This is a genomic window from Rhizobium sp. CFBP 8752 (assembly GCF_014842035.1).
Classification (GTDB): domain Bacteria; phylum Pseudomonadota; class Alphaproteobacteria; order Rhizobiales; family Rhizobiaceae; genus Neorhizobium; species Neorhizobium soli.
This window is the reverse complement of record NZ_JACYUZ010000001.1, coordinates 499,613-512,721: the sequence shown is the minus strand read 5'-3', so window position 1 is coordinate 512,721 and position 13,109 is coordinate 499,613. Positions and strand designations below refer to the sequence as shown.

The following is a 13,109-nucleotide window of genomic DNA, read 5'->3' as shown; positions in this document are numbered from 1 at the left end:
TGCCTCACGCGCCTTGCCCCGATCGAGCCACGTCCCCTTTCCCCGTCTACGGGGAGAGGGTTAGGGTGAGGGGCAGACGCCGCCCACCAGTCTTTACACCTTCACCCAAGCACCATTGTTCCGAGACGACTCCACGCACGCCTCGACAAACGCAACACCCTTCACGCCGTCGTCGACCGTCGGATAAATCACCGCATCATCCAGCTTTGCGCCCGTCCGGTGCGCATGGATTGCCAGTGCCGCCTCGGTGTAGATCGTCGCGAAGGCTTCGAGATAACCTTCCGGATGACCCGATGGAATGCGGGAGACACGCGCAGCAGCGGCGCCGGAACCGGCGCCATTGCGGGTGATCAGCCGCTTTTCTTGCCCGAACGGCGTGAACCACAGGTAGTTCGGATCGGCCTGCACCCATTCGATGCCGCCCTTGGTGCCGTAGACGCGGATCTTCAGGCCGTTCTCGTGGCCCGGCGCCACCTGGCTACACCAGAGCATGCCTTTGGCCGGCTTCTCGCCGTGTCTTGCCGTGAAGCGCAGCATGACATGGGCATTGTCGTCGAGCCGGCGGCCCTCAACGAAACTGTCTAGATCCGCGGCAAGGCTATCGAGCTTCAAGCCGGTGATGAAGCAGGCAAGGTTATAGGCATGCGTGCCGATATCGCCGGTCGAGCCGCCGGCACCCGATTGGGCCGGATCGGTACGCCACACCGCCTGCTTGGCGCCGGTCTGTTCGACCGCCTCGGTCAGCCAGTCCTGCGGATATTCCGCCTGGACGATGCGGATATCGCCGAGAACGCCACTCTCGACCATCTCGCGGGCCTGGCGCACCATCGGATAGCCGGTGTAATTGTGCGTCAGGATAAACAGCGCACCGCTCTCGTCAGCCACCTGCTTGAGCGCCTTCGCGTCGGCAAGGTTGGAGGTCAGCGGCTTGTCGCAGATGACGTGGATACCGCGCTTGAGAAAAGCTTTGGCGGCATCGAAATGAACATGGTTCGGCGTCACGATCGACACCGCCTCGATGCCGTCCTCACGCTCCGCCTCGCGGCTCGCCATCTCCTCATAGGAGCCGTAGGTTCGGTCCGTATCAAGCCCGAGTTCCCGCCCCGATGCCGCCGATTTCTCCGCCGTCGAGGAAAGCGCGCCGGCGACAAGCTCGAACCGGTCATCCAGCCGCGCCGCCATCCGGTGCACCGCGCCGATAAAGGCACCTGATCCGCCGCCGACCATGCCGAGCCGGATACGGGGTGCGCGTGTCTGTTCGTCCTTGGCTTCGATGGTCACGATGATGTCTCCTTGGAAATTCATTGCGGGGAAAGTCCCCTCTGGCCTGCAGGCCATCTCCCCCACAAGGGGGAGAGACCCCTCCGCAACGTCTCGGGTCATGACCGAAGGGTGCGGCAGGTTAAGCCCTCCCCTTGTGGGGAGGGGTTTCTATGAAAGCCCCAGCATCCGCCTGTTGGCCGCCTCGTCCGTGCCGCCGGCGGCAAAGTCGTCGAATGCATGTTCCGTCACGCGGATGATGTGGTGCTTGACGAATTCCGCGCCTTCGCGGGCTCCGTCTTCGGGATGCTTCAGGGCGCATTCCCATTCGACCACGGCCCAGCCGTCGAAATCGTTGGCCGCCATCTTGGAAAAGATCGCCCCGAAATCCACCTGACCATCGCCCGGCGAACGGAACCGTCCGGCCCGGTTCACCCAGCTCTGGAAGCCGCCATAGACGCCCTGCCGCCCGGTCGGATTGAACTCCGCGTCCTTGACGTGGAACATCTTGATCCGGTCTTTGTAGATGTCGATATTATCGAGATAATCCAGGCATTGCAGCACGTAATGCGACGGATCGTAGAGCATGTTGGCGCGCGGATGGTTCTTCACCCGCTCCAGGAACATCTCGAACGTGACGCCGTCATGCAGGTCCTCACCGGGATGGATCTCGTAACACACGTCGACGCCGTTTTCGTCCGCATGATCGAGGATCGGCGTCCAGCGGCGGGCAAGCTCGTCAAAGGCGGTCTCGACCAGACCGGCCGGGCGCTGCGGCCACGGATAGATGTAGGGCCAGGCGAGCGCGCCGGAAAAGGTGGCATGCGCCGTGATGCCGAGATGCTTCGAGGCTGTGATCGCCATCTTCACCTGCTCGACCGCCCATTCCTGACGTGCCTTCGGATTGCCGCGCACTTCCGGCGCAGCGAAGCCGTCGAAGGCGTCATCATAGGCCGGATGCACGGCGACCAGCTGCCCCTGAAGATGGGTGGACAATTCGGTCACTTCGACACCGTTCTGGCGGGCGACACCGGCGAACTCGTCGCAGTAATCCTTCGACGAGGCAGCTTGTCTGAGGTCGATCAGCTGGCCAGCCCAGGTCGGCACCTGCACACCGAGATAACCCTTGTCGGCCGCCCATTTGGTGATGCCGTCCCAGCTGTCAAACGGCGCCTTGTCTCCGGCAAACTGACCGAGAAAAATGCCCGGACCCTTGATCGTCTTCATGGTGTTTCCTTTCCGATATGCCGCCCTCGATGTCGGGCTCGGTGCGTTCCGCAAACTCTCCGGCATTCCTGTGCTTGTCACAGGAATCCAGTGACCCGATTTCCGTCGGGTCAGAGAAACTTTCTTCAGCCCAGCGACTTGGGCTGGCTTAAATCCCTGGCACGAGCACAGGGATGACGCGAGGAAAGAGGGCGTCCTGCGACAAACGCCCTCTCTCGCCTTGTCGATCTCAGAACGGCGAGTCGGCGAAGTAGAAGTTCTGCGCATTCTCCTTCGTCACCAGCGTGGCGTCGAGGATATAGTTGCCGCTGACCGGGACCTGATCGTAGAAGTTGGCCGCCGTCAGCTGCATGGCGGTTGCCACCATCGCCGGCGGATAGAGCACGTCAACCGGCATCATCTTGTCGCCGTCCATGACGCGCTTGATCATGTCCTTGGAGCCGGCACCACCAACGACATACTGAATGTCGGTGCGCTTGGCCTGCTCGATCGCTTCCAGCACACCGACGGCCATGTCGTCGTCCTGGCACCAGACCACATCGATCTTCTGATGCTTGGTCAGGAAGTCCTGCATCACCTTGAAGGCGTCGTCGCGGCTCCAGTTGCCGTATTGGCGCTCCAGCACCTTCACCTTGGAACCGGCAATCCCCTTGTCGAAACCGTCCTGGCGCTGCTGGTCGATCGGGATCGGCAGGCCGCGGATCACGACAACCTGCGCTTCCGGCGTCTTCTCGGCGATATACTTTCCGGCTACTTCGCCAAGCGCCGGGTTGTTGCCGGCCACGTAGAGATTGCGGATCGTGTTGTCGTTGACCGATGGTGCACGGTCGACCAGCGCCACGAACTTGCCGTCGTCCTTCACCTGCTGGATCGCGGTGACCAGCTGATCCGGATCGCTCGGCAGGATGACGAGCGCATCGATGCCCTGCACCGCCAGATCCTGCACCGCGTTTGCCTGGCTCGCCGGATCCGCCGAGGTCTTCACGATGACATTGAGGCCCTTGTGCTCGGCCATCAGAAGTTTCGCGACGCGTTCGGCATGGAACACCACGCCCGCCGTCCAGCCATGGTCGGCTGCCGGAATGGACACGCCGATCGTGACCTTCTTCGCCTCCTGTGCAAGCCCGAGACTTGGTGCGGCGGCAACCGACGCTGCAAGACCTGCAACGCCAAGACCGAATGTTCTTCTATGCATGTTCTCTCTCCCAGAGTTTAAGGGGTCATCCTCCCGAAACCGGACCCGCCCCAGAGGCCCGGCCAAACCATTGGTCTCCGCGACCCGAAACCCCTCCCCGCCCTGCCCACAAGGGGGCGGGCTCAACCCGGCAGCTATCGCCAACACTCGATCGAGGCAGGCGATTGCGTCAAGTCTTCTCCCCCCCTTGTGGGGGAGATGGCCGGCAGGCCGGAGGGGTCCCGTAACAACCTCTTACTTTCGCATCAGCGACCTCTGCACCAGCATGGCGATGATGATGATCGCGCCCTGGATCGCTCCGATCAGATATTCCGACACGAAGTTCGACAGGATCATGATGTTGCCGACGATTTCCAGAATGAAGGCGCCGCAGATCGTGCCCCAGATGCGACCCACCCCGCCCCGAAGTGCCGTCCCGCCGACGACCACGGCCGTGATCGCCTGCAACTCCCACAGGATGCCTGTCGTCGCAGACGTCGATCCCAGCCGCGGCACGTAGATCATGACAGCAACAGCCACGCAGAGGCCCTGCACCACATAGGCGATGGTGCGCACCTTGTTGACCGAAATGCCCGAATAGCGCGCCACTTCCTCGTTCGATCCGACGGCGATCACATGACGGCCATACCGGGTGCGGTAGAGCACGAAGGCAGCGAGCGCCGCCGTCACGAAGATCACGATGATCGGGATCGGCACGCCGAACACGTCGCCGAAATAGACCGGCCGGTAAAGCTGCTGCAACTGCCGGTCCTTGAGCGTGATCGCGCCGCCCTGGGAAAGCCAGGTCGTCAGGCCGCGATAGATGCCCATCGTGCCGAGCGTCGCAATAAACGGCTCGATCCGCCCGAGCGTCGTGATCAGCCCGTTCGCCAGCCCGCAGGCCGCCCCCAGAACCAGCGCCACCGCCATGCCGGCCATCAGCATCAGCATCGGATCGGCAATCACGCCGGAATTCATGAACAGGATCATCAGGCTTGCGACGAAAGCGACCATCGCCCCGACCGAGAGATCCAGTCCCCCGGCCGAAATCACATAGGTCGCCCCAAGCGCGATCACCGCGATAAAAGCGCTGCGGGTGATGACATTGGTAAGGTTGGCCAGCGACACGAAATTCGGGTTGGCGAAATAGCCGAGCACCAGAAGCAGCGCCAGCGCAACAAACGGCGCGATGGCCGCCATGTCCCAGTCGCGCGAAGTCTTCGGCGCCTTCGTCTCGGTTACGACCGCACTCATGCCGCCTCCCCCGCGCCGACATTGACACCGGTTGCAAGCTGGACGATCTCGTTTTCCGTCATGTGGTCTCCCTGAACTTCGCCGACGATCCGGCCGCCGCGCATCACCAGAATGCGGTCGCAGATGCCGATCAGCTCCGGCATTTCGGAAGAGACGACGATGATCGAGCGCCCTTCCGCAGCCAGAGCGGCGATGAATTTGTAGATCTGTTCCTTGTTGCCGATATCGATGCCGCGCGTCGGCTCGTCGATGATGACAACCTGAGGGTCGAGTAGCATCATCTTGGCAAGCAGCAACTTCTGCTGGTTGCCGCCGGAAAGCTGTCCTGCGAGGATCGTCTTCGTGCCGGTCCGGATGTCGAAATCCTCGATCGCCTTGTCGAGCGCCTGCGCCTCTCGCTTGCGATCGATCTGCAGGCCACGGATGAACTTGCCGAGCGAGGCGAGCGTCAGGTTGACGGTCAGGTCCTTGGTCAAGAGCAGGCCCTTGCCCTTACGGTCCTCGGACAGATAGGCGACGCCCGCCTTGAGGCTCGAATGCACGTCGGTAAACTGAACCGGCCGGCCCCGTAGCGTCACCTTGCCCTTGGCCGGTCGAAGTCCGACCAGCCCTTCCATCAGTTCGGTGCGACCGGCGCCGATCAGCCCGGCAAAACCGAGGATCTCACCCTTGTGCAGGGTAAACCCGGCATCGCGCGCGTAGCCCGGCACATCGAATCCTTCCACCTGAAGCACCGTTTCGGGCTCAACGGCCGCCTGCCGGTCCGGGTAGAGCTTTGCCACATCGCGGCCCACCATCAGACGCGCCATGTCGGCCGGTTCCAGCTCGCTTGTCGGGTGCGAAGCGACCAGTCGCCCGTCGCGCAGCACCGTCACGCGGTCGGCGATCTCCTTTACCTCCGGCAGCCGGTGCGAGATGTAGAGCACGCCGACGCCCTTGGCGCGGATATCGGTGATGACCTTCAGGAGCGCTTCGGTTTCGTGCGGCGTGAGCGACGCTGTCGGCTCGTCGAAGATGACGATGCGGTGCGGCACCAGCAGCACGCGGGCGATCTGCACCAGCTGGCGCTGCGCGATCGAAAGTCTTGAGACGATGGTCTCGGGATCGATATCGGCACCCAGATCGCGGATCGCGTCTGCTGCGCCCGCATTCATCGCCCGGTCATCAAGCGCGATGCCCTTTCGAACCTCGCGACCGAGATAGATGTTCTGCGCCACCGTCAGATCCGGTGCGAGAAGGATTTCCTGATGCACCAGCACGATGCCATGCTTTTCCGCATCGACCGGCCCCGAAAAGCTGACGACCTGCCCGTCGATCGCAAGTTCGCCGCTTGTCGGCTGATGGTTGCCGGCAAGGATCTTCATCAAGGTGGATTTGCCGGCGCCGTTTTCGCCGATGATCGCGTGGACCTCTCCGGCACGAACAGTGAGCGCGATATCCTTGAGGACTTCGACAATGCCGAACGTCTTTGAAAGGCCGCGCGCATCGAGCAGAGGCGCAGCCGTTTGCCCGGGCGCATCAACCATGCACCGGCCTCAAAATCAGAAGCGTCGTGAAGCAGCCGCAACGCGGCACGCCCACAACACCTGCCTCCTCGCAAGTGGTGTGATGCACTGAAATTCCTCCCTGAATTTCAGGCTATCGAAGAATTTGAGGTACGTAAAGCAGTTTCAGCTCATGAGCTTCGTTCACATTCGCGACACCACCGGAAGTGGCGTTAGCGGCCGCGATAGACGAATTCAGGCGGCTCGGCGCGGCTGTCGATCTCTGCCTGCTCGACCAGGAGATGGCGCATTGGCGACAGGATGCAGACCGGGTCGGTGGTGGCGGCGTCGCCGGCCAACGCCATCGCCTGGCAACGGCAACCGCCAAAATCCACGCCCTTGCGATCGCAGGACCGGCAGAGATCCGGCATCCAGCTATCGCCCCTATAGGCGTTGAACGCCTGGCTGTCATACCAGATGTCGGTCAGCGACATGTTGCGCACGGTCTCGAAGTTGAGCGACGGAATGCTTTCGGCTGCATGGCAGGGCAGAACCTTGCCCGATGGCGTCACATTGAGACCCGTGCGTCCCCAGCCGCCCATGCAGGCCTTCGGAAAAGTCGAATGGTGATCGGCCGGCACGTAATCGATGACGATGATGCCTTCCAGCCGTTTGCGCGCTTCTTCAACAAAGGCGTTGGCGTGCAGCACCTGTTCCTTGGTCGGCATCAGCGCTTTGCGGTTCTTCTCGGCCCAGCCGTGAAACTGCACGGTGGCGATCTCGATGCGGCGCGCACCGAGTTCGACGGCAAGATCCAGCATGGCGCCCAGCTCGTCCATGTTCTGCTTGTGGCAAACGGCGTTGACGGTCAGCGGAATGCCGGCCGCATGTGTCCACTCGGCGACCGCGATCTTGCGATCGTAACCGCCTTTGTAACCACCCACCTTGTCGGCCAGAACAGGCGTCGCGCCCTGGATCGAGAGCTGCAGATGGTCGAGCCCGGCTGCGGACAGCTCGGCGATGCGCTTTTCGTTGAGGCCGATGCCGGACGTGATCAGGTTGGTGTAAAGCCCGGCCTTGGCGGCAGCCGCCGTCAGTTCCACCAGATCGCGCCTTGACGCCGGTTCGCCGCCAGAGAGATGCAGGTGCAGAACGCCAAGTGCTGCTGCTTCCTGAAACACCCGGATCCATTCCTGCGTGGAAAGCTCGGTGCTGATGCCTTCCAGCTCCAGCGGATTGGAGCAATAGGGGCAAGCCAGCGGACAGCGATGCGTCAGCTCCGCGAGCATGGCGATCGGTGCGGGAATGCGGATACGACCCGTTACGCCGTCCCGGTCAGTCCATTCGCTCGTTCTGTCACTGGTCTTGGCACTTGTCCGCGCAATGCTGACATGCTCGTTCACGATTTCAACTCCAGCATGCGCCGCTTGGAAAACTCGTCGACGAAAGCAATCACGTCGACCAGGATCTGCGCCTTGGGCGCTTCGAATTTCACGGAGAATTCCTGCGCGATTGCATCGAGATCCCGCTCGCCGTCGAGCGCGTTGACGATCATCACGGCGATCTCGTCGAGCGCAAGCGCCCGTTCCGGCGCAAGCAGCACCGTCTGGCCGCGCACCGGGTCTTCCCGAAGCCGCACACCGCGGGCAAGCTTCGCAATCGTCTGCGCCGTGACGGTGACTGCGGAAGGTTCGCTCATTCCGCAGCTCCCCACACAGGTTCTCTCAGAGCCGGCTGGTCGAGAGCGCCGATGACGCCCTCCCTGCCGTCCCAGCCACCCGGCGGCAGAAGTGCCGGCGATACGTAAGCGCTCTGCAACGCATCGAGCTGCGCCCAAAGCACATCCGTCTTGAAGGTCAGCGCAGCGGCAGCCGCATCCTGCTTTTCCAGCGTGTCCGCATGGTCGAGCACGTAGTTGAGCCCGAAGGCGACATCGACCGGCGCCTCGTCCAGCCGCTTGCGGAAATAGGAGAGCGCGTCCTCATTGGCAAACGCGTAATGCTCGAGCAGTCCGGCAATGCGGTTCTTGTGGATCGTCGGCGCAAAAAGCTCGGTCAGCGAAGCGGCAACCGCATCGAGCATCGGCATGTCGCGCACGAAACGCACATAGGCGTCGCAGGCAAACCGCGTGCCCGGCAGAACGCCCCGGGTTGATTCGACGTAATCCGGATCAAGCCCGACCGCTTCGGCAAGCTTCAGCCAGCGCCGGATACCGCCGCCCTCTTCCCGGCCGCCGTCATGATCCTCGATCCGCTTGCGCCAGGCCCGCCGGATCGAGATGTCCTCGCAGCGAGACATGAAAGCGGCATCCTTCAGCGGAATGCGGCTCTGGTAGTAGAAGCGGTTGATCACCCAGGCGCGCACCTGCGTCATCGAGCAACCGCCACCATGCAGCATGCCGTGAAACGGATGCTTGTCGTGATAGCGCGCAGCACCGATGGCGCGCAGCCGGGCTTCAAAATCGGTTCTGTTCAGGGCAAGCTTCAGGGCGTCAGGCAAGTTCGATCTCCATGCCGTCATGGCCGACTTCGAAGCCGGCATCTGTGACCGCGTCCCGCTCCGGGCCTTGGCGCCAGATCGGGTTCGTATTGTTGATATGGACATAGACCATGCGGCCTATGCCAAGTTTCGACAGCGCTTCGAGGCTGCCGCCCCCGGCGTCGTCGCCAGTAATCGGCATGTGCCCCATGCGCTGCCCGGTCTTGATGCCGGTACCGACGCGGATCATCTCGTCATCGGTAAACACGGTGCCGTCGAAGAACACGAGGTCGGCGCCGCGGATGCGGTCGCAAAGCCAGTCCGGCAGCGTCGCACAGCCCGGAATATAGTAGGCTCGCTTGCCGTTTGCCACGAATTCGACGCCGATTGTCTGCTCGCCTTCGAGACCAAGCTCAGGCTCGCCATCCTCGAGAAACAAGGCAACCTTGCCCGGCACCGCGAAAATGCGTGCCTCTAGCCCGTCGAGCGGTGAAAAATCCTCGTCAAGACGGATCGTCTTGCGCGCCACGAAATCAGGATCGAGCACCCGGAAGACAGGGCTCGCATCGAGCACCGAGCCGATCGCGGCCGTCGAAAACAGCGAAAACGCCTGCTTCTCGCGGATCGTCAGGAGACCGCCGATATGATCCACATCGGCATTGGTGATGACGACGCTTGCGATCGGGCTGTGGCGGAGTGCTTTCGGATGAAGCTGCAGCGTCTGCTGGATTTGCTGTCCAATATCCGGCGAGGCGTTGAAGATCGCCCAGGTCTCTCCGTCAATACTGACGGCGAGCGACGACTGCGTCTGCGGCTGAAGTCCCGAAGACGGATCGCGGGCGGCGGCGCAGTTGGAACAATTGCAGTTCCACTGCGGTAATCCGCCGCCGGCTGCAGAGCCGAGCACCAGAAACCGGAGACCGGTCATGGGTCCCGTGCTCTTCATAATTAAAACAGAACCGGCTCGCTGCCGTCTGCAGGTGCGTAACGGTTGATTTCCATGCCGCAGCTTACTTCGACAAACTTAGGTGCAGTCCACTTCATGTCATTCTCCTTCGTGTCGTTGGAGGCCTTTGCCGACCGCTTTCGCGACCGAGGCCTCGGCAGAACTCACGTTTGAAAGGGTCGCAGGATGATCCCGTTCGCCAAGCCTTAACATAAGCACGGGATCAAACGTTTCCAGCCCCGAAATGTTGCGCTGAAGGTCAGCATTTCGGGGCCGTTCACAGCTTTGTCACAGCACGATGGGGTAGCGTTGATCAGACGTAGCGGTTTATCACGTTTTCGAGATATTCCTGGCGTCCGGACTTCGGCTCGGGATTGATCCCTTCCTTCTCGACGCGGGCAGCGATTTCGTCGAGCTTGTACTCGCCGCGCAGCATCTTTTGCGCCTCCGGGCTGTCCCACTTTTCGTAGCGTGCATCGAGCGGTGTCTTCAGCGCACCGTCATCGATCATCTTCGCTGCAGCCTTCAGGCCACGGGCGCAGCAATCCATGCCGCCGATATGACCGATCAGCAGATCTGCCGGATCGAGCGACTGGCGGCGCAGCTTGGAATCGAAGTTGGTGCCGCCGTTCTTGAACCCGCCGCCTGCGAGCACGTGATAATAGGCAAGCGCCATTTCCGGCACGTTGTTCGGGAACTGGTCCGTATCCCAGCCCGACTGGTAGTCGTTGCGGTTCATGTCGATCGAGCCGAAAATGCCGAACGTGTTCGCCATCGCGATCTCGTGCTCGAAGGAATGGCCGGCAAGAACCGCGTGGCCCTGCTCGATATTGACCTTCACTTCCTTGTCCAGCCCGTGCTTCTGCAGGAAGGCATAGACGGTGGAAACGTCGTAGTCGTACTGGTGCTTCGTCGGCTCCTGCGGCTTCGGCTCGATCAGGATCGTACCTTCAAAGCCGATCTTGTACTTGTATTCGACGACCAGGTTGAGGAAGCGGCCCATCTGGTCGAGCTCGCGGGTGAAATCGGTATTGAGGATCGTCTCGTAACCCTCGCGACCGCCCCACAGGACATAGTTCGCACCGCCGAGACGCTTGGTGGCGTCCAGGCAGGTTTTGACGGTCGCCGCCGAAAAGGCAAACACGTCGGGATCGGGATTGGTAGCAGCGCCGGACATGTAACGGCGATGCGAAAACAGGTTCGCCGTGCCCCACAGAAGCTTCACGCCGGTCTCGGCCTGCTTCTTTTCGAAGTAGTCGACGATCTCGTTGAGGTTCTTCGTGTTTTCCGCAAAGTTTGCGCCTTCAGGACGCACATCCGCATCGTGGAAGCAGTAGTAAGGCGACCCGAGCAGATCGAAGAATTCGAAGGCAACATCCGCCTTCAGCTTGGCTGCCTGCATGCTGTCGTCGAACCACGGACGCTCGAATGTCTGGCCGCCGAAGGGATCGCCGCCCGGCCATGTGAACGTGTGCCAATAGGCAACGGCAAACCGCAGATGCTCTTCCATCCGCTTGCCGCCGACCATTTCATCCGGGTTGTAGTGCCGGAATGCCAGCGGATTGGTGCTGTCAGGACCTTCGTACTTGATCTTGGTGATATCGCCGAAAAAGCCTGTGCTCATGGTGGTTTCCTCCTTGGTAGAAACTTGGTTCTGGTAAATGCGCCACGGTGAGGTACGTACCTCACTATAGCCGGTAAAGCGTGGTTCGAGTTGCCCGACTTGGGGGGAGGAGATGTCTCCTCCCCTTTGCCGGTTAGTTCATCAAGCCGCGAATTGCAGGATAGGCAGCCCGGTAGCGCTGGTATGCCGCCTCATAGGCGCCGTGAAGGCCAGCTTCCGGTTCGATCACCGCTTCCGTTTTGGGAGCGGAGCAAACGGCAACCGGATCGGCACCGGTTGCCGCGATCAGTCCGAGCCGGGCCGCGCCAAACGCCGCACCGAAATCGCCGTCGGCCGGAATATCCACGGGAACGCCAAGCGAGGTCGCAATCGACGACAGCCAGTAGCGCGAGCGCGAACCGCCGCCGATCGCGGTCACGCGGGAGATCGAGGTTCCCGCCGATTTCAGCGCTTCGAGATTGTCGCGGATCGCAAAGGTCACGCCTTCCAGCACCGCCTGGGTCAGCACCGCACGGCTGCTCTCATGTTCTAGCCCGAGAAAGGCACCGCGAATGACGGCATCGTTATGCGGCGTGCGCTCGCCGGAAAGGTAGGGCAAGAAGGTGACGCCGGTCGGGGCCTTGAGGCCTTCGCCAAGCTCGGCAACCAGATCGGCAGCAGGCTTGCCGGACACTTTCGAATGCCAGTTGAGCGCATCCGTGGCCGACAGGATGACGCCCATCTGGTGCCAGGTCGTCGGCAGCGCGTGGCAGAACGCATGTACGGCACTTTCCGGCTTCGGCAGATAGGAGGCGTTGGCGGCAAACAGCACGCCGGATGTTCCCAGCGAGACGAACGCATTTCCCTCGGCGACCGTGCCCATGCCGCAGGCAGACGCCGCATTGTCGCCGGCCCCACCGGCCACCACGACATCGCCGGCAATCCCCCATTTCGATTTCAGCTCGCCCCGCAGGCGACCGGCTTCCTCGGTGCCCTCGACCAACGACGGCATCTGATCCTCGGTAAGATCGGTCGCTGCCAAGAGTTCCGATGACCACTTGCGCGCGCCCGTATCGAGCCAGGACGTGCCGGCCGAATCGGACATTTCCGAAATGTGTTCACCCGTCAGCCATAGCCGCAGGTAATCCTTGGGCAGCAGAACCTTGGCGACCTTCGCAAAGATCTCCGGCTCGTTGTTCTTCACCCAGGCAAGCTTCGGCGCGGTAAACCCCGGAAACACGATATTGCCGGTGATGGCCCGGAAACGCGGATCCGCATCGAGCGCCGCTGCCTCCTTAAAGGAGCGGGTGTCGTTCCAGAGAATGCAGGGCCGCAGCACCTTGTCGTCGGCATCAAGCAGCGTCGCGCCATGCATCTGGCCGGAAAGGCCGATGCCCTTGACTGCGGCAAGCTCCTTGGGAAACTTCGCCTTCAGCCCGTCGATCGCCTCTTCGCAGGCGCGGATCCAGTGAGCCGGCTCCTGTTCCGACCAACCGGAATGCGGGCGCGATACGTCGAGCGTCCCGTTCCCCGAGCCGATGATCGTCTGATCGCCGTCGATCAGCATCGCCTTGACGCCGGAAGTGCCCAGATCGAGACCGAGATACATGCTTGCCTTCTCCTGTTGCTGCCGCGTTTCGGCAGATCTTTGTTTCGTCACACGTCGTGTTCGGTCCGCTTGAA

General features: G+C 61.9%; 12 protein-coding genes. All 12 read right to left on the bottom strand.

The genetic code is table 11. From position 1 onward, the window contains the following. Positions 1-93: 93 nt before the first annotated feature. Positions 94-1,281, bottom strand: coding sequence for a Gfo/Idh/MocA family protein (locus IFT59_RS02355; RefSeq protein ID WP_192085995.1), 1,188 nt, complete (start codon positions 1,279-1,281; stop codon positions 94-96). A gap of 150 nt (positions 1,282-1,431) precedes the next feature. Beyond that, complete coding sequence (locus IFT59_RS02350; protein WP_062461174.1) at positions 1,432-2,487, bottom strand: sugar phosphate isomerase/epimerase family protein; 1,056 nt, start codon at positions 2,485-2,487, stop codon at positions 1,432-1,434. A gap of 229 nt (positions 2,488-2,716) precedes the next feature. Beyond that, positions 2,717-3,682, bottom strand: a complete 966-nt coding sequence (locus IFT59_RS02345; RefSeq protein WP_062582095.1) for a substrate-binding domain-containing protein — start codon at positions 3,680-3,682, stop codon at positions 2,717-2,719. A gap of 234 nt (positions 3,683-3,916) precedes the next feature. Beyond that, on the bottom strand, positions 3,917-4,915 hold the full coding sequence (locus IFT59_RS02340; RefSeq protein ID WP_062461179.1) for an ABC transporter permease: 999 nt from the start codon (positions 4,913-4,915) through the stop codon (positions 3,917-3,919). After that, positions 4,912-6,441, bottom strand: coding sequence for a sugar ABC transporter ATP-binding protein (locus tag IFT59_RS02335; RefSeq protein WP_192085994.1), 1,530 nt, complete (start codon positions 6,439-6,441; stop codon positions 4,912-4,914). Before IFT59_RS02335 ends, IFT59_RS02340 begins: the two co-directional genes overlap by 4 nt. 191 nt (positions 6,442-6,632) lie before the next feature. Next, positions 6,633-7,712 carry a pyrroloquinoline quinone biosynthesis protein PqqE gene (pqqE, locus tag IFT59_RS02330; protein ID WP_342366092.1) on the bottom strand — a complete coding sequence of 360 codons (1,080 nt, stop codon included), beginning with the start codon at positions 7,710-7,712 and terminating at the stop codon, positions 6,633-6,635. 86 nt (positions 7,713-7,798) lie between these two features. Beyond that, complete coding sequence (gene pqqD, locus IFT59_RS02325) at positions 7,799-8,098, bottom strand: pyrroloquinoline quinone biosynthesis peptide chaperone PqqD (RefSeq protein ID WP_192085993.1); 300 nt, start codon at positions 8,096-8,098, stop codon at positions 7,799-7,801. Further along, on the bottom strand, positions 8,095-8,919 hold the full coding sequence (gene pqqC / locus IFT59_RS02320; RefSeq protein ID WP_192085992.1) for a pyrroloquinoline-quinone synthase PqqC: 825 nt from the start codon (positions 8,917-8,919) through the stop codon (positions 8,095-8,097). The genes pqqD and pqqC overlap by 4 nt, the downstream gene beginning before the upstream one ends. Further along, the gene (gene pqqB / locus IFT59_RS02315; RefSeq protein ID WP_249407462.1) at positions 8,891-9,805 is read right to left on the bottom strand and encodes a pyrroloquinoline quinone biosynthesis protein PqqB; all 915 of its coding nucleotides are present in this window, start codon (positions 9,803-9,805) and stop codon (positions 8,891-8,893) included. Before pqqB ends, pqqC begins: the two co-directional genes overlap by 29 nt. 20 nt (positions 9,806-9,825) lie before the next feature. Then, positions 9,826-9,921 (bottom strand): pyrroloquinoline quinone precursor peptide PqqA, encoded by a 96-nt coding sequence (gene pqqA, locus IFT59_RS02310; protein ID WP_062461193.1) that lies wholly within the window; start codon positions 9,919-9,921, stop codon positions 9,826-9,828. Between the two features lie 215 nt (positions 9,922-10,136). Continuing rightward, positions 10,137-11,447: a xylose isomerase gene (xylA, locus tag IFT59_RS02305; RefSeq protein WP_184654438.1), complete on the bottom strand. Its 1,311-nt coding sequence runs from the start codon at positions 11,445-11,447 to the stop codon at positions 10,137-10,139. A 133-nt stretch (positions 11,448-11,580) separates the two neighbouring features. Then, positions 11,581-13,035 (bottom strand): xylulokinase, encoded by a 1,455-nt coding sequence (gene xylB, locus IFT59_RS02300; protein WP_192085990.1) that lies wholly within the window; start codon positions 13,033-13,035, stop codon positions 11,581-11,583. Positions 13,036-13,109 lie beyond the last annotated feature (74 nt).